The sequence below is a fragment of the Pseudomonas sp. B14(2017) genome, from assembly GCF_002113255.1.
GTDB lineage: Bacteria > Pseudomonadota > Gammaproteobacteria > Pseudomonadales > Pseudomonadaceae > Aquipseudomonas > Aquipseudomonas putida_Z.
This window is the reverse complement of the sequence record NZ_NEJY01000024.1, coordinates 42644-57505: the sequence shown is the minus strand read 5'-3', so window position 1 is coordinate 57505 and position 14862 is coordinate 42644. Positions and strand designations below refer to the sequence as shown.

16 protein-coding genes are annotated in these 14862 nt (G+C 65.6%); 13 read left to right on the top strand and 3 right to left on the bottom strand.

What is annotated here, in order from left to right; all coding sequences use genetic code 11:
• Positions 1–211 precede the first annotated feature (211 nt).
• Positions 212–1888, top strand: a complete 1677-nt coding sequence (locus CAG34_RS23370) for an MFS transporter (RefSeq protein ID WP_075044823.1) — start codon at positions 212–214, stop codon at positions 1886–1888.
• A gap of 112 nt (positions 1889–2000) precedes the next feature.
• Here the strand turns inward: CAG34_RS23370 and CAG34_RS23365 are convergent, their stop codons facing one another.
• The gene (locus CAG34_RS23365) at positions 2001–2570 is read right to left on the bottom strand and encodes a hypothetical protein (RefSeq protein WP_023662794.1); all 570 of its coding nucleotides are present in this window, start codon (positions 2568–2570) and stop codon (positions 2001–2003) included.
• A 111-nt stretch (positions 2571–2681) separates the two neighbouring features.
• Between CAG34_RS23365 and CAG34_RS23360 the strand changes: the two genes are divergently transcribed.
• Genes CAG34_RS23360 through CAG34_RS23330 form a run of 7 tightly spaced genes read left to right on the top strand, consistent with a single transcriptional unit; the run spans position 2682 to position 8965 of the window.
• Positions 2682–3359, top strand: coding sequence for a thermostable hemolysin (locus CAG34_RS23360; protein WP_085592684.1), 678 nt, complete (start codon positions 2682–2684; stop codon positions 3357–3359).
• A complete protein-coding gene (locus tag CAG34_RS23355; protein WP_085592682.1) occupies positions 3349–4809 on the top strand; it encodes an AMP-binding protein in 1461 nt (486 codons plus the stop codon). The genes CAG34_RS23360 and CAG34_RS23355 overlap by 11 nt, the downstream gene beginning before the upstream one ends.
• 15 nt (positions 4810–4824) lie before the next feature.
• Entirely contained in the window at positions 4825–5505 is a 681-nt protein-coding gene (locus tag CAG34_RS23350) for a TenA family transcriptional regulator (protein WP_085592680.1), read from the top strand.
• Complete coding sequence (locus CAG34_RS23345; RefSeq protein ID WP_085592678.1) at positions 5492–6298, top strand: SDR family oxidoreductase; 807 nt, start codon at positions 5492–5494, stop codon at positions 6296–6298. The genes CAG34_RS23350 and CAG34_RS23345 overlap by 14 nt, the downstream gene beginning before the upstream one ends.
• The gene (locus CAG34_RS23340) at positions 6295–6936 is read left to right on the top strand and encodes a tetratricopeptide repeat protein (protein ID WP_085592676.1); all 642 of its coding nucleotides are present in this window, start codon (positions 6295–6297) and stop codon (positions 6934–6936) included. The genes CAG34_RS23345 and CAG34_RS23340 overlap by 4 nt, the downstream gene beginning before the upstream one ends.
• A 2-nt stretch (positions 6937–6938) precedes the next feature.
• Entirely contained in the window at positions 6939–7601 is a 663-nt protein-coding gene (locus tag CAG34_RS23335) for a response regulator (RefSeq protein ID WP_085592674.1), read from the top strand.
• Entirely contained in the window at positions 7598–8965 is a 1368-nt protein-coding gene (locus CAG34_RS23330) for a sensor histidine kinase (protein ID WP_025338634.1), read from the top strand. Before CAG34_RS23335 ends, CAG34_RS23330 begins: the two co-directional genes overlap by 4 nt.
• Before the next feature lie 6 nt (positions 8966–8971).
• Here CAG34_RS23330 and CAG34_RS23325 read toward each other — a convergent pair whose 3' ends face one another.
• The gene (locus CAG34_RS23325; protein ID WP_085592672.1) at positions 8972–9358 is read right to left on the bottom strand and encodes a VOC family protein; all 387 of its coding nucleotides are present in this window, start codon (positions 9356–9358) and stop codon (positions 8972–8974) included.
• 381 nt (positions 9359–9739) lie between these two features.
• Here CAG34_RS23325 and CAG34_RS23320 point away from each other — a divergent pair, with 381 nt between their 5' ends.
• Positions 9740–10645: a LysR family transcriptional regulator gene (locus tag CAG34_RS23320; protein WP_025338637.1), complete on the top strand. Its 906-nt coding sequence runs from the start codon at positions 9740–9742 to the stop codon at positions 10643–10645.
• Positions 10646–10683: 38 nt separating this feature from the next.
• Here the strand turns inward: CAG34_RS23320 and CAG34_RS23315 are convergent, their stop codons facing one another.
• Positions 10684–11157 (bottom strand): YMGG-like glycine zipper-containing protein, encoded by a 474-nt coding sequence (locus CAG34_RS23315; protein WP_025338638.1) that lies wholly within the window; start codon positions 11155–11157, stop codon positions 10684–10686.
• 151 nt (positions 11158–11308) lie between these two features.
• Here CAG34_RS23315 and CAG34_RS23310 point away from each other — a divergent pair, with 151 nt between their 5' ends.
• The 4 genes from CAG34_RS23310 to CAG34_RS23295 are packed head-to-tail and all read left to right on the top strand — an operon-like array spanning position 11309 to position 14718.
• Positions 11309–11905: a paraquat-inducible protein A gene (locus tag CAG34_RS23310; RefSeq protein WP_085592670.1), complete on the top strand. Its 597-nt coding sequence runs from the start codon at positions 11309–11311 to the stop codon at positions 11903–11905.
• Positions 11902–12546, top strand: coding sequence for a paraquat-inducible protein A (locus CAG34_RS23305; protein WP_085592668.1), 645 nt, complete (start codon positions 11902–11904; stop codon positions 12544–12546). The genes CAG34_RS23310 and CAG34_RS23305 overlap by 4 nt, the downstream gene beginning before the upstream one ends.
• Complete coding sequence (locus tag CAG34_RS23300; protein WP_085592666.1) at positions 12530–14170, top strand: intermembrane transport protein PqiB; 1641 nt, start codon at positions 12530–12532, stop codon at positions 14168–14170. The genes CAG34_RS23305 and CAG34_RS23300 overlap by 17 nt, the downstream gene beginning before the upstream one ends.
• A gap of 11 nt (positions 14171–14181) precedes the next feature.
• On the top strand, positions 14182–14718 hold the full coding sequence (locus CAG34_RS23295) for a membrane integrity-associated transporter subunit PqiC (protein WP_085592664.1): 537 nt from the start codon (positions 14182–14184) through the stop codon (positions 14716–14718).
• Positions 14719–14862 lie beyond the last annotated feature (144 nt).

Sequence of the window (14862 nt, the reverse complement as noted above, 5' to 3'; positions counted from 1 at the left end):
CCCCAGGCTGACGCGGTCCTACACGGATTGCGCAAGGCTCAAGTGGATATCCCGGCAAAGCCTATTATGCTTCAGTTACCTTGCTGCGATCCGAGGCGGCCTGCCTCGTCGTGCTTCGCATATCCAAAGCAAGCCCCCCAGGGCCTGGGTGCGATGGTGAAAAAGATTTGAGGTGCTCCCGGCCTGCATGACGACAAGACGGAGGCACCCCATGGCGGTTCTCGACAGCACATCCACGGGCAGCGCGCCCCAACGCGGTATCACCCGGGAGGAGCGCAAGGTCATCTTCGCCTCATCCCTGGGCACGGTATTCGAATGGTACGACTTCTACCTGTACGGCTCCCTGGCGGCGATCATCGCCAAGCACTTCTTTGCCGGGGTCAATGAAACCACCTCGTTCATCTTCGCCTTGCTGGCCTTTGCCGCCGGCTTTGCCGTGCGGCCATTCGGCGCCATCGTGTTCGGTCGCCTGGGCGACATGATCGGGCGCAAGTACACCTTCCTCATCACCATCGTCATCATGGGCCTGTCCACCGCTGTGGTGGGCCTGCTACCCAGCTATGCCACGATCGGCGTGGCCGCGCCGATCATCCTCATCAGCCTGCGCCTGCTGCAGGGCCTGGCATTGGGTGGCGAGTACGGCGGCGCGGCCACCTATGTGGCCGAGCATGCACCCAAGGGCCGGCGCGGCTTCTTCACTGCCTGGATCCAGACCACGGCCACCCTGGGGCTGTTCCTCTCGCTGCTGGTGATCATGGCCTGCCGCACGGCCATGGGTAACGAGGTGTTCGAGGCCTGGGGGTGGCGGGTGCCGTTCCTGCTGTCGATATTGCTGCTGGCGATTTCGGTGTACATCCGCATGCAGCTCAACGAGTCGCCGGTGTTCATGAAGATGAAGGCCGAGGGCAAGGCGTCCAAGGCGCCACTGACCGAATCGTTCGCCCGCTGGGACAACCTAAAGGTGGTGATCATGTCGCTGCTCGGCGGCACCGCCGGCCAGGCCGTGGTGTGGTACACCGGGCAGTTCTATGCGCTGTTCTTCCTGTTGCAGATGCTCAAGATCGAGCCGCAGACCGCCAACCTGCTGATTGCCGGTTCGCTGTTGATCGGCACACCGTTCTTCATCTTCTTCGGCAGCCTGTCCGACCGCATCGGCCGCAAGAAAATCATCATGGCCGGTTGCATCATCGCCGCGCTGACCTACTTCCCGATCTTCAAGGCACTGACCCAGTACGGCAACCCGGACGTGTTCGTCGCCCAGGAGCAGAACCCGGTGGTGGTGATGGCAGACCCTGCCCAGTGCGCGTTCCAGTTCGACCCGGTGGGCAAGGCCAAATTCACCAGCTCGTGCGATATCGCCAAGAGCCTGCTGGCCAAGCGGGCCATCCCCTATACCAACGAAGCGGCCGAGCCTGGCAACGTGGCGCAGATCCGCATTGGTGAACGGGTGCTGCCAAGCTTTGATGGCAGTGGCCTGGCGGCAGCGGACTTCAAGGCACAGAGCGACGCCTTTACCGCGACCTTGAGCGGAGCGTTGAAGGAAGCCGGCTACCCGGAAAAGGCCGACCCGGCGAAGATCCACTACCCGATGGTACTGTTGCTGCTGACCATTCTGGTGATCTACGTGACAATGGTCTATGGCCCGATCGCGGCCTGGTTGGTGGAGCTGTTCCCGGCGCGTATCCGCTACACCTCGATGTCGCTGCCTTACCACATCGGCAACGGCTGGTTCGGCGGCTTCCTGCCGACCGTGGCGTTTGCCATGGTGGCGGCGACCGGGGATATCTATTACGGCTTGTGGTACCCGATCGTGATTGCGGTGATGACGGCGGTGCTGGGGATCTTCTTCCTGCCGGAGACCAAGGACCGCGATATCAACCACACTTGAAGGTTTAGGCTGCCTGTACCGGCCTCTTCGCGGGCTTGCCCGCTCCCACAGGGATACCACTGTGCCCTGTGGGAGCGGGCAAGCCCGCGAAGAGGCCGGTACAGTCAACCTATCAGTCGAAATAGCCACGCAACCCAAAGGCATACCCGGTATCCACCCCGGCAGCCTCGCCCCGGCTCCAGCGCTTCTTCAACACGAACTCGAACGCCGGCTCGTACAGCCCGTCCCGCACCAGTGCACCCGCCAGCACCTCCACGTCATACCAACCATTGTCCAGCTCGATGATCGGCCGCCCCGGCACCTGGTAGCGCGCCATCAGGTCACCCAGTGTCTTGGGCGTGAAGTGCTGCAGGATGCGCCAGGTGTACAGCATCAGCGCACCGTGCTCGACCTGCAGCACATAGCCATTGCGGCGGTGCTTGAGGCGGCTGCCGGGCTCGCGCAGGGCAGGGGTGTGGTTGTCCAGGGTGAACAGGATGCGGTAGGGCAGGTTATCGACCCCGGCCAGTGGCAGCACGATCCCTTCGCGCACGGCCTGGTCGCCGCTGTCGCCGTGGGTGAACGCATGGGCCAGGTCGTCGGGCAATTCATGTTGTTGCTTGAAGCGCTCGAGCAGCTGGATATCGCCGAGCAGAAAGTAGTCGACCAGGTCGTTGAGCACTTCGCTGAATTCGTGGCGCATCTGTTTTCCTTATTGGTGCGCATGGGGGCAATGGCAAATGTAGCACTTCAGATTGGCTTCAGATTGCCCCCTGATACTGCCCCCGAGACCTGACTTGAAAGGGGGACAGCCATGACCCAGGCAGACAGCGCCAGCCTGTTTCCACTGGCTATCGGCAGCCACGGCGATCGCCTTGCCCACATGACACTGAAACACCCGGGGGAGCCGGGGCGCGACGAACTGGAACAGTTCATCCACGCCCGCTTTGCCTGCGCGCACCATGCCGACGTGCAGCACTACCTGCCTGAACTGCTCGGTCTGCATGACAGCCACGGGCGCCTGATGGCCGCTGCCGGCATACGCCTGGCCAGCAGTGGCCCGACCTTCATCGAGCGTTACCTGGATGAACCGCTGGAAGTGGCCGTGACCCGGCTGTCGGCCAGCCCGGTCAGCCGTACGCAGTTGGTCGAAGTGGGCAACCTGGCCGCGCTCAGCGCCGGCAGCGCGCGGATCATGATCATTGCCGTGACCTGGTTGCTGGCCGCCCGAGGCTTGCAGTGGGTGGCCTTCACCGGTGCCGCGACCCTGGTCAACAGCTTTCATCGCCTGGGCTTGGTGCCCACGGCGCTGGCCGTGGCCGACCCTGGCCGGTTGAACGGCGATGCCGACAGTTGGGGCAGTTACTACGCGCAGCACCCGCAAGTGTTCGTCGGCAACATCGGCTACGGCCATGCAGCCCTGGCCCGCGGCGGCGTTTTCGAGCGGCTGGGCTTGCCCGCGAGCGTGCAGGAGGCCGGCCATGCCGCGTGAATGCCAGCTGTTCAGGGAAGTGTTGCAACTGCACGCCCGTCACCGAGGGGCACAACCGGCGTTGCTGGGTCTTGGCGGGCCATTTACCTATCAACAGTTGCTGGACGAGGTCGAGCAACGCCAGGTCTGGTTGAGCGCGCAGCCACCGGGCACCTTCGCCCTGGCCCTGGAAAACGGCCCCGAGGCGCTGTTCTGGGACCTGGCAGCGCTGTTCGCGGCGCGCCCCATCGTCATCCTGCCGGCGTTCTTCAGCAGCGCCCAGCGCCGCCACTGCCTGGCACAGAGCGGGGCGGTGCTGGCGCTGGCCGACGAGGCCTTCGCTGACGACTTGCACGCCAGCGGCTTCATTGCCGGTGAGCGCTTCTGGAGCCGGCAGCCGCCAGCGGCCGCACCCTTGCCACCGGGTACCGCGAAGATTACCTACACCTCCGGTAGCACCGGTGCACCCAAGGGCGTATGCCTGAGCGCCGATGCCATGCTGCGGGTAGCGCGTGAACTGGAGGCCGCCAGCCGGCCCACGGCGCCAGGCAAGTACCTGGCGGTATTGCCCCTGGCGGTGCTGCTGGAGAACCTGGGCCTGTACGCGGCCCTGCTGGCCGGGGCGAGCATTGCCCTGTACCCGCAGGCGCAACTGGGCTTTCGCGGTGCCAGCCAGGTCGAATTCAAGCAATTGCTGGGCGCCATCGCCTTGAGTGGTGCCGAAAGCCTGATCCTGGTGCCGCAACTGCTGCTTGGGCTGGTCACTGCCATTGAGCGCGGCCTGATGCGGGTCGGCCCATTGCGCTTCGTGGCGGTGGGCGGCGCGCGGGTGGCACCGAGCCTGCTGGCCCGGGCCGAGGCCGTCGGGCTGCCGGTGTTCGAGGGCTATGGCTTGTCCGAATGCGCCTCGGTGGTATGCCTCAATCGCCCCGGGGCGCACCGCCCGGGCAGTGTCGGGCGGCCGCTGCCGCATGTGCAGGTGCGCATTGCCGAAGACGGCGAAGTGCAGGTGGCCGGTTCGGCGTTGCTCGGCTACCTGGGCGAGCCACCGTTCAGCGAGCCGTGGTTGCCGACCGGTGACCTGGGCCACTTCGACAGCGACGGCTTCCTGTACCTGGCCGGGCGCAAGAAGCACCAGTACAGCACCAGCTTCGGGCGCAACGTCAACCCCGAGTGGGTCGAGGCCGAACTGACCCAGGGCGGGGTGATCGCCCAGGCATTCGTCCACGGCGAAGGCCTGGCACACAACTTGGCGCTGATCTGGCCGCTGGACCCGCAGGCTGACGACCACACCCTCGAACAGGCCATTCGTCAGGCCAATGCCGGCCTGCCGGACTATGCCCGGGTGCATGCCTGGCGGCGCCTGCCCGAACCCTTGAGTGCCGCCGGGCAAACCCTTACCGCCAACGGCCGGCCACGCCGCGAACAGATCCTGCGGTGTTACCAGTCCCTGTTATCCGACCTTCAATGACCCACGAGGTTTGCCATGCTTTTCTTCGATACGCTGCAGCAGGAAACCGCCGACGAGCGTACGGCATTGTTCAGCGTCCCGGTCATCCGCGACGCGCTGGCCGGCAAGGCCAGCCTCGAGGCCTATGTGGCCTTTCTGACCCAGGCTTACCACCACGTGCGGCACACCGTACCCTTGATGATGGCCTGCGGGGCCCGTTTGCCCGCGCGGCTGGAGTGGCTGCGCGGCGCAGTGTGCGAGTACATCGAGGAGGAGTACGGCCATGAGCGCTGGATTCTCGATGACATCGCCGCCTGCGGTGGCGACCCCCACCAGGTGGCGGGCGGCCGCCCGGCATTGCCTGTCGAGCTGATGGTGGCCTTTCTCTACGACCAGATTGCCCGTGGCAACCCGGTCGGGCTGTTCGGCATGGTCAACGTGCTCGAAGGCACCAGCATTGCCCTGGCCACCCAGGCTGCCGGTACCCTGCAGAGCAGCCTCGGCCTGCCGGACCAGGCGTTCAGCTACCTGAGTTCCCATGGCGCCCTGGACCAGGACCACATGGCCACCTACCGTGGCCTGATGAACCGCCTGGACCAAGCCGAGGACCAGCAGGCGGTAATACACGCTGCCAAAGTGGTGTACCGCCTGTACACCGCCATGTTCGAAGGGCTGCCGCGTGCCGCGCAGCAGGAGGTACAGCATGCGCTTGCCTGATTGCGTGGCGGTGCTCACCGGCGCCAGCGGTGGTATCGGCCTGGAGCTGGCGGACCAGCTTTGCAGTGCCGGGGGCCGCGTACTGGCGGTCAGCCGGCAGCAGGGCAAGCTGGCCGAGCTGATGGCGCGCTACCCCGGGCAACTGCGTTGGCAGCAGGCCGACCTGCGCTGCGCCGAAGGCCGCCGCGACGTGCTGGAGGCGGCGCGGGCGATGGGCAGTTGCAACCTGTTGATCAACGCCGCCGGGGTCAACCGCTTCGCCTTGCTCGAACAGATGGACGAGGCTGCCCTGGACGAGTTGTTCGACCTCAACATCAAGGCCGCCGTGCAGCTCACCCGCCTGTGCCTGCCGTTGCTGCGCGCGCAGCCCAGTGCGCTGGTGGTGAACGTGGGGTCGATCTACGGCTCGATCGGCTACCCCGGCTATGCCACCTACTGCGCCAGCAAGTTTGCCTTGCGTGGGTTCTCCGAGGCATTGCGCCGCGAGCTTGCCGACACCTCGGTGAACGTGCTGTATGCCGCACCGCGCACCACCCGCACGACGATGAACAGCAGTGCCGCGCAGGCCCTGAACCAGGCGTTGAAGGTAGGCGTCGATGACCCGCAGGATGTCGCCCGGGCAGTGCTCGACGCGGTGCAGGCCGAGCGCAGCGAACTGTACCTGGGCTGGCCGGAAAAACTCTTCGTGCGCCTTAACGGCATGCTGCCGGGCGTGGTCGACCGCGCCCTGCGCAAGCAACTGCCGCTGATCCGCCGCTACAGCACCTGGCACAGCAAGGAGTCGAGCAAATGAAACGTCTGATACTGGCCGGCCTGCTGGCCATCGCCCCGTTCACCTGGGCCCTCGACCAGAACGGTACCCAGCAACTCAATGCCATCCAGCAGCGCTGGGCGGTGATTCGCTACAACCTGCCCGAAGCCCAGCGTGCCGGGGCGTTCGAGGCCCTGGCGGTACAGTCGGCGGCGTTGGTGCGCCAGCACCCGGGCTCGGCCGAGCCGCTGATCTGGGACGGCATCGTCAACAGCAGCTGGGCCGGTGCCACCGGCGGGTTGGGCGCGCTGGGCAAGGTCAAGGCCGCCCGCGCCAGCCTGGAAAAGGCCCTGGCCATGGACCCCAAGGCCCTGCAGGGCTCGGCCTACACCAGCCTGGGCGCGCTGTACGACCAGGTGCCCGGCTGGCCGCTGAGCTTCGGCGACCAGACCAAGGCCGAGGCCATGCTGCGCCAGGCGCTGGCGATCAACCCCGACGGTATCGACAGCAACTACTTCTGGGCTGACCACCTGTACCGGCAGAACCGCTACGATGAAGCCCGCGCCGCCCTGCAAAAGGCGTTGCAGGCACCGCCCCGGCCCGGGCGGGAGCTGGCCGACCAGGGCCGGCGCGGTGAAATCGATGCTTTACTCAAAGCGATCAAGGACAAACAGGATTAAGCATGCGCCTGCTGCTGGTAGAAGACGATGCCGCGTTGGGGGAGGGGATCTGTGACGGCCTGCGCCGCGAGGGCTACACCCTCGACTGGTTGCAGGATGGCGCCAGCGCCTTGCATGCCCTGTGCCACGAGGAGTTCGACCTGGCCATTCTCGACCTGGGCTTGCCGCGCCTGGATGGCATCGAGTTGTTGCGGCGCCTGCGTGCGGCCGGGAAGAGCCTGCCGGTGCTGGTGTTGACCGCCCGCGACGCCACCGAGGACCGCATCGCCGGGCTGGACGCCGGCGCCGACGACTACCTGGTCAAACCCTTCGACCTCAACGAACTCAAGGCCCGATTGCGGGCCTTGCTGCGGCGCAGTAGTGGCCGTGCGCGGGTGTTGATCGAACACGCCGGGGTGTGCCTGGACCCGGTCAGCCAACAGGTGCACTACCAGGGCTTGCCGGTGGTGCTCACGCCCAAGGAATACCTGCTGCTGCACGAATTGCTGGCCCAGCCGGGCAAGGTGTTCACCCGCGAACGCTTGACCCAGTTGCTGTATGGCTGGGATGAAGAGCCGGAGAGCAATACCCTGGAAGTGAACATCTACCACCTGCGCAAGAAGCTGTTCAACGGCCTGATCCGCACCGTGCGCGGAATCGGCTACCTGGTGGAACGCAAGGCATGAGCTCGCTGCGCCAACGCACCCTGTGGCGGGTGATGCTGCTGTTGCTGGTCGGCAGCGGGTTGCTGGCGCTGTACAACTACCACGACAGCCGCCACGAAATTAACGAGGTGTACGACGCCCACCTGGCGCAGAACGCCCGGCTGCTGCAGGGCATCATGAGCCTGCCGGTGCAGGAGCAGAGCCGTGACGAGTTGTACCGTGCCTTCGACGAGGCCTTGAGCAAGGCCGGGCACCACAAGGTGGGGCACCGCTACGAGAGCAAGCTGGCCTTCCAGGTGTGGGCCGACGACAACGGGCTGCTGGTGCACACGCCCAGCGCCCCGCAGCTGGGGCAGGCGCCGCGGGTGCCAGGGTTTGCCGACGTGGTGGTGGACGGGCGCCGTTGGCGCAGTTTCGTCTTGCCGGTGCCGGAAAAACACTGGGTGATCTGGGTGGGCGAGCGCAACGACGTGCGTGACGACCTGATCGAACGCATCGTGCGGCACACGCTGTTGCCATTCCTGTTCGGCAGCCTGGCCCTGGCCTTGCTGGTGTGGGCGGCCATTGGCTGGGGGCTGCGGCCGCTGCAGAACATGGCCAGGGTGATCCGCGCCCGCCACGCCGAGTCGCTCGAGCCGTTGCAGCTGGTGCCGTTGCCGAAGGAGCTGGAACCGATGCAGGCGGCGATCAACCGCCTGCTCGGGCAGATCGATGACCTGCTGCGTCGCGAGCACCGTTTCATCGCCGACGCTGCCCACGAGATGCGCACGCCCTTGGCCATCCTGCGCCTGCATGCGCAGAACGCCCTCAATGCAGACAGCGCTGCCGAGCGGGACAAGGCCCTGCAGTTCCTGATGGGCGGTGTCGACCGCCTTGCCCGGGTGGTCAACCAGCTGTTGACCCTGGCCCGCCTGGAGCCGCGGCCAGGCCGGCGTGACTGGCCGCGGGTGGACCTGGAAGGCGTGGTGGCCGAGACCCTGGCCGAGCTGACCCCATGGATTCTGGAGCGCGGGCTGGAGCCTTCGCTAGACATCGCCGCCGGCGACTACCACTTGCACACCGACGCTGGCGCGTTGGGTATCGCCTTGCAGAACCTGGTGGCCAATGCCGTGGACCATTCACCGGCAGGCGGTCGGGTCACCGTGACACTGCAGCGCGAAGGGCAGGCCTTGCTGGTCAGTGTCGACGACGAAGGGCCAGGCATCGCCGAAGTCGACCAGCAGCGGGTGTTCGAGCGCTTCTACAGCAAGGGCTCGACCAATGGCGCCGGGCTGGGGTTGTCGATCGTCAGCACCATCATGACCCGCCTGGGTGGCAGCGTGCAGTTGCGCAACCAGGCGCCACACGGTTTGCGCGCGACCTTGCGCCTGCCCGTGGGGCCCTGAACATCGCTAGTGTTTCTGGGCGATCTGGATCAGGTTGCCGCAGGTGTCATCGAACACCGCTACGGTGACGGGCCCCATGTCAGTGGGCGTCTGGGTGAACTGCACGCCTGCCGCGCACAGCCGGGTATATTCGGCCTGGATGTCACGCACGCCGAACGAGGTGGCGGGGATGCCGTCCTGCTTGAGCGCGGCCTTGTATTCCCTGGCGGCCGGGTGCGCGTCGGGTTCGAGCAGCAGCTCGACGCCGTTGGGGTCGTTGGGGGAGGTGAGCGTCAGCCAGCGGTGTCGGCCCATGGGGATATCGTGCTTGGGCTCGAAACCGAGTACGTAGTGGTAGAAAGCCAGGGCTTTGGCCTGGTCGTCGACGAGGATGCTGGTGACCACGATCTTCATAAGCGCACACCCTATGTCTGGAGCCGATGAGTACTAGTAAAGACAATCAGGGGTATTTGACCAGCGGGCTGCCAGGCTCCTGTGGGCTTTAGCCTGCTGTCAGTCAGTTTCTACAGGCTTTACTGGGGCTGCTTTGCAGCCCATCGCCGGCAAGCCAGCTCCCACAGGGACCACGTAACTCTTGAAGTCTGCGCTGTACCTGTGGGAGCTGGCTTGCCGGCGATGGGCCGCGTCGGATTCTTCGCGGCTAAAGTCCCCCTACAAAAAACCTGCTCAAGCCATAGGTAAATCCTTCATCACCCGGCCCCCACCCAGCCGCTGCCAAGGGTAAAGTGACAGGCATGATCCCAGCGCGCCCAGACCGGCGTCAGAGAGGTGCCCGTGGCGGCCTACACATTGCGACAACTCAAGTACTTCGTCACCACCGTCGAGGCCGGCAGCGTGGCCGAGGCTTCCCGCCAGCTGTACATCGCCCAGCCCTCCATCTCCACGGCCATCAAGAGCCTGGAGGAAAGCTTCGGCGTGCAGCTGTTCATCCGTCACCACGCCCAGGGTGTGTCACTGACGCCCAGCGGCAAGCGCTTCTATGCCAAGACCAAGTCGCTGCTGCAGATGGCCCACGAATTCGAACAGAACGCCCTGGCCGACAACGACACCGTGGCCGGGCAAATCGATATCGGCTGCTTCGAGACCGTGGCACCGCTGTACCTGCCGCGGCTGATCGCCGGCTTTCGCCAGCGTTACCCCGGGGTGGATATCCGCCTGCGCGACGGCGAGCAGCAGGACCTGATCCAGGGCCTGACCGCGGGTACCTTCGACCTGGCGTTCCTCTACGACCATGACCTGGACGGCACCATCGAGGCCGAGCCGCTGATGCCGCCGCAGAAACCCTATGTGCTGCTGCCCGAGAACCACCGCTTCGCCGGCCAGGCCCAGGTGTCGCTGCGTGACCTGTGCCCGGAGCCGATGATCCTGCTGGACGTTGCCCCCAGCCGTACCTACTTCGTCAGCCTGTTCAACGAAATGGGCCTCACGCCCAACATCGTCTTCAGCTCGCCGTCGATCGAGATGGTGCGCGGCATGGTCGGGCAGGGCTTCGGTTTTTCGCTGCTGGTGACGCGGCCGCACTCGGAGTACACCTACGACGGGCAACGTCTGGCCATGCTGGATATCGCCGAGCCAGTGGCGCTGTCAGGGCTGGCGGCGGCCTGGTTGAAGCGGGTGCAACTGACCAAGCCGGCGCAGTTGTTCGTGGAGTTCTGCCGGGAGCAGTTGGCGAAGTTCTGATACGGGCACGCCGTGCAGGAGCATGGCGTGCCCGTTGGTCAGGGGTTGACCTGATAGCCGCGCCCTTGCAGGCACCCGGCATAGGCACTGGCATGAGCCTGGGCTTTCGCTTCGTCCTGGCCGCGCCGGTCCTGACGGCGGTCCTGACGCTGGCGCATGCCACCGACCGCAGCACCGGCGGCGGCCACTTCACCGGCGCGGTTCTGCCGGTATTGCTCCTTGGCATCGTCACCGACCCGGTCATACAGCTCGTCGTGCTGGTTGCCGCGCACCTGCGCGCCTGCCGCACCGGCAACCGCGCCGGCAGCGGCACCGCGTACCCGGCCACCGACATGGGGGTCGCTGGAGGTCGCGGCACTGTTCGCGGCATTGGTCGCGACGGTATTGCAATCATTGATATCCAGTTGCATCTGCTGGCTGCTCTGGCCCTTGAGCGGCACCACCGACTGCGCCTGGGTTGCCGATGCCGCGCACAGCAGCACCAGCAGGCAACTCCACGTCATCGTACGCATGGCAAACCTCCAGCGGGTGGGGATCCCGTTTCACAGAATAGTTCGCCTTTGCTGCCGATGATGGCAGTTTTGCCGGGATGGTCTAAACCGGATATCAAGCGTGGTTCGCCTGCGTATCACGGCGTGAATCCGGGCTACCTGTGGAAACCCCATGAGCCAGACCCAGCACCTGATCATCTGTGAGTACTGTGACACGGTGTATCACCGTGCGCCGCTGCTCAAGCACCAGCGCGCCGTATGCCCGCGCTGTGGCGGCGTGCTGTACCGGCACACCTCGCTGACCGTGCAGCAGCGGCTGGCCCTGAGCGTGACGGGTGGCATCCTGCTGGTGTTCGCCAACTTCTACCCGGTGATGACCATCGGTATGCAGGGGCTCACCCATTCCGCGACATTATGGGACTCGGTGCAGATCCTCAGCCACGGCAGTATCACTTTCATCGCCCTGGTCATGGCCTTGTCGATCATCTTTGCGCCGGTGCTGCAGATTACCCTGTTGTGCTGGCTATTGAGTTTCGCCCTGGCCGGCCAGCGCGCCCCCGGCTTTGCCCTGTGCATGCGCAGCCTGGAGAGCCTGCGGCCGTGGAGCATGCTGGAGGTGTGCCTGCTGGGGGCGATGGTGGCGGTGATCAAGCTGGCGGGGCTGCTCGATGTGATACCCGGCATCGGCCTGCTGGCCCTGGCCGCACTGAGCATGCTGATCATCCATATCGCCGGCAAGGACATCCGCGACCTTTGGGAGCAGGTATGAATACCCCGGCCAATGCCGACGACCTGGGCCTGTGCCTGTGCCATGGCTGCGGCCAGGCCTGCGAACTGGGCAGCGGCAAGCACACCTGCGAGCGCTGTGGTGCCGCCATCCACCGGCGCAAGGCCAATGCCATCAGCCGCGGCTGGGCGTTTCTGCTGGCGGCGCTGGTTTTCTACATCCCCGCCAACCTGCTGCCGGTGATGCACACCGAAATGCTCGGCAGTGGCAGCGCAAGCACCATTGGCGGTGGTGTGCTGGAGTTCTGGGAGGCAGGGGCCTGGGACATCGCACTGATCATCTTCATCGCCAGTGTGGGCGTGCCGGCCATCAAGTTCTTTTCGCTCGGCCTGTTGCTGTTCACCGCCCAGCGCGGCTCTACCTGGGCCTGCCGACAGCGCTCGCAGCTGTACCGTTTCGTCGAGCTGATCGGCTACTGGTCGATGCTCGATGTGATGGTGGTGGCGCTGGTGGCGGCGCTGGTGCAACTGCGCGGGCTGGGCACCATCGAGCCGCGGGTGGGCATCCTGTTTTTCGGCATGGTGGTGGTACTGACCATGTTTTCTGCGATGAGCTTCGATCCACGCCTGATCTGGGATAGCCGTGCCAACGAGGGAGGCCGCATTGATGGTGCAACAGACTGACAAGCGCGAGGGCGCGGGGCAGGTTGAAGTGCACACCCGGCGCTGGAGTGTGTCGCTGGTATGGATCGTGCCGATACTGGCGATCTTGATCGGCGCTTCGCTGGTGGTGCGCAACTGGATGCAGCAGGGCCCGGTCATCGCCATTTCCTTCCACACCGGGGAAGGGCTGGTGGCGCACAAGACCCAGGTCAAGTACCGCAGCGTGGTGATCGGCGAAGTCACCACGGTGGACCTGGCCGACGACAAGAAGAGCGTGGTTGCCAAGGTTCAGCTGTCCAACGACGCCCGCGCGTTCGCCACCCAGGGGGCGCGCTTCTGGGTGGTGCGGCCACGCATTGGCGTGGGCGGCGTGTCCGGTGTGGACACGCTGCTGTCGGGCAGTTTCATCGGGGCGGATTCCGGCGCATCGAAAGTGCCGGAGAAGTCCTTTGTCGGCCTGGAGCTGCCACCGCCGATCACCTACGACGAAAAGGGCAAGCGCTTTGTCCTGACCGCCAGTGACCTGGGGTCGCTGGATATTGGCTCGTCGATCTACTACCGCAAGATCCCGGTGGGCGAGGTGGTGTCCTTTGCCCTGCAGGGCGATGGCAAGGGCGTGGAGATCGGCGTGTTCGTGCAGGCCCCCTACGACAGCTTCGTCACCGCCGATACCCGCTTCTGGAACGCCAGTGGCGTCGACATGCAGATCGGTGCCAACGGCCTGAAGATCGATACCGAATCACTGTCGTCGATCCTGGTGGGTGGGCTGGCCTTTGGCTCGCCCGACTTCGCCCCGCAAGCCGAGCCCGCTGCCGACCAGGCGCGCTTCCAGCTGTTTGCCGACCGCGACACCGCCCTGGCACCGCCCAGTGGCCAGGCGCAGTACCTGCAATTGCGCTTCGACCAGGCCATGCGCGGCCTGTCGGTGGGAGCGCCGGTGGAGTTCAAGGGGGTGGAGTTTGGCCGGGTCACTTCGGTCAAGCTCGACTACGATGCCACCCGGCAGAACTTCCCGGTGGTGGTCGATGCGGTGATCTACCCGCAGCGGTTGGGGCCGGTGCACCGCAAGATGCTGTCCGTATTCAAGCATGCCGAAGGCGACATGGATGGCGCACGCCGGCTGATCGGCACCTTCGTCGAGCACGGGCTGCGGGCCCAGGCGCGCAGCGGCAACCTGATCACCGGGCAGATGTTCATTTCCCTGGACTTCTACCCCGACGCCCCCAAGGTGGCCTTCGACAAGACCGCAGACCCTATCACCATCCCCACCTTGCCCGGCAGCCTGGAGCAGTTGCAGGAACAGCTGCAGCGGGTGGTGGAGCGCATCAGCAAACTGCCGCTGGAGAGCATCGCCAACAACCTGGACGGCAGCCTGCGAGAGTTGCGCGCCAGCCTCAAGCAGTTCAATGGCCAGACGCTGCCGGACGTGAAGGTGGCGCTGGACGAAGTGCACAAGACCCTGCGCACGGCCAATTCGGCCATTTCCGAGGACTCGCCGCAGCGCGAGCGGATGGGCGAAACCCTGGACGAACTGGAGCGCATGTCGCGTTCGCTGCGTGACCTTGCCGATTACCTGGGCCGGCACCCTGAGTCGCTGATACGCGGCCGACCGAAAGCGGCCGCTGCCGCCGACCTTGAACCCTGAGGAGACAGCCGATGCATCGACTGCGCAATGTGTGTGGCGCCGGCCTGCTGGCCGTGCTGTGGGGCTGCAGCAGTACCCCGAACAACTATCACACGCTGGTACCGAGCGAACCGGTGCGCGACGGTGGCCAGCGCATCCAGGTGGCGAGGGTGGCCGTGCCGCCGCAGGTGGACCGCCCGCAGTTGGTGGTGCGGCAAGGGCAGAGCGGCCTGGCCATCCTCGAGACGGAGTGGTGGGGGGCCAACCTGGTGGATGAGTTCCGCAGCGCTTTGCAGGACCAGTTGGGCGGGCCGGTGGGTGGCGGCAAGGCGTTGCTGTGGATGGACGTGCAGCGCTTCGATAGCGTGCCGGGCCGCTACGCCTCGCTGGAGGCGGTATGGCGCCTGACGCGCTCGGGTGCGGCCGAACTGACCTGCCGTACCTCGCTGCAGACGCCCGCGGACAACAGCATCGCCAGCCTGGTCAATGCCCACCAGGCCAACCTGCGCAAACTGGCCGAGGCGGTGCGGGGGAGTGCCCGGCAGGGCAGCTGTTCTACATCTGCCTGAGCATCTCGCCGACCGTTGTAGGAGCGGCCTTGTGTCGCGAAAGGGCCGCAAAGCGGCCCCAGCAATTGTTGCTGTAACGCTGAAAGCCGGGGGCCGCTTCGCGGCCCTTTCGCGACACAAGGCCGCTCCTACACAGAGCGCGCT

Excerpts from the sequence above, each read along its gene's own strand:
- CAG34_RS23370 (WP_075044823.1), top strand. The coding sequence starts at position 212 with ATGGCGGTTCTCGACAGCACATCCACGGGCAGCGCGCCCCAACGCGGT.
- CAG34_RS23365 (WP_023662794.1), bottom strand. The coding sequence starts at position 2,570 with ATGCGCCACGAATTCAGCGAAGTGCTCAACGACCTGGTCGACTACTTT.
- CAG34_RS23360 (WP_085592684.1), top strand. The coding sequence starts at position 2,682 with ATGACCCAGGCAGACAGCGCCAGCCTGTTTCCACTGGCTATCGGCAGC.
- CAG34_RS23355 (WP_085592682.1), top strand. The coding sequence starts at position 3,349 with ATGCCGCGTGAATGCCAGCTGTTCAGGGAAGTGTTGCAACTGCACGCC.
- CAG34_RS23350 (WP_085592680.1), top strand. The coding sequence starts at position 4,825 with ATGCTTTTCTTCGATACGCTGCAGCAGGAAACCGCCGACGAGCGTACG.
- CAG34_RS23345 (WP_085592678.1), top strand. The coding sequence starts at position 5,492 with ATGCGCTTGCCTGATTGCGTGGCGGTGCTCACCGGCGCCAGCGGTGGT.
- CAG34_RS23340 (WP_085592676.1), top strand. The coding sequence starts at position 6,295 with ATGAAACGTCTGATACTGGCCGGCCTGCTGGCCATCGCCCCGTTCACC.
- CAG34_RS23335 (WP_085592674.1), top strand. The coding sequence starts at position 6,939 with ATGCGCCTGCTGCTGGTAGAAGACGATGCCGCGTTGGGGGAGGGGATC.
- CAG34_RS23330 (WP_025338634.1), top strand. The coding sequence starts at position 7,598 with ATGAGCTCGCTGCGCCAACGCACCCTGTGGCGGGTGATGCTGCTGTTG.
- CAG34_RS23325 (WP_085592672.1), bottom strand. The coding sequence starts at position 9,358 with ATGAAGATCGTGGTCACCAGCATCCTCGTCGACGACCAGGCCAAAGCC.
- CAG34_RS23315 (WP_025338638.1), bottom strand. The coding sequence starts at position 11,157 with ATGCGTACGATGACGTGGAGTTGCCTGCTGGTGCTGCTGTGCGCGGCA.
- CAG34_RS23310 (WP_085592670.1), top strand. The coding sequence starts at position 11,309 with ATGAGCCAGACCCAGCACCTGATCATCTGTGAGTACTGTGACACGGTG.
- CAG34_RS23305 (WP_085592668.1), top strand. The coding sequence starts at position 11,902 with ATGAATACCCCGGCCAATGCCGACGACCTGGGCCTGTGCCTGTGCCAT.
- CAG34_RS23300 (WP_085592666.1), top strand. The coding sequence starts at position 12,530 with ATGGTGCAACAGACTGACAAGCGCGAGGGCGCGGGGCAGGTTGAAGTG.
- CAG34_RS23295 (WP_085592664.1), top strand. The coding sequence starts at position 14,182 with ATGCATCGACTGCGCAATGTGTGTGGCGCCGGCCTGCTGGCCGTGCTG.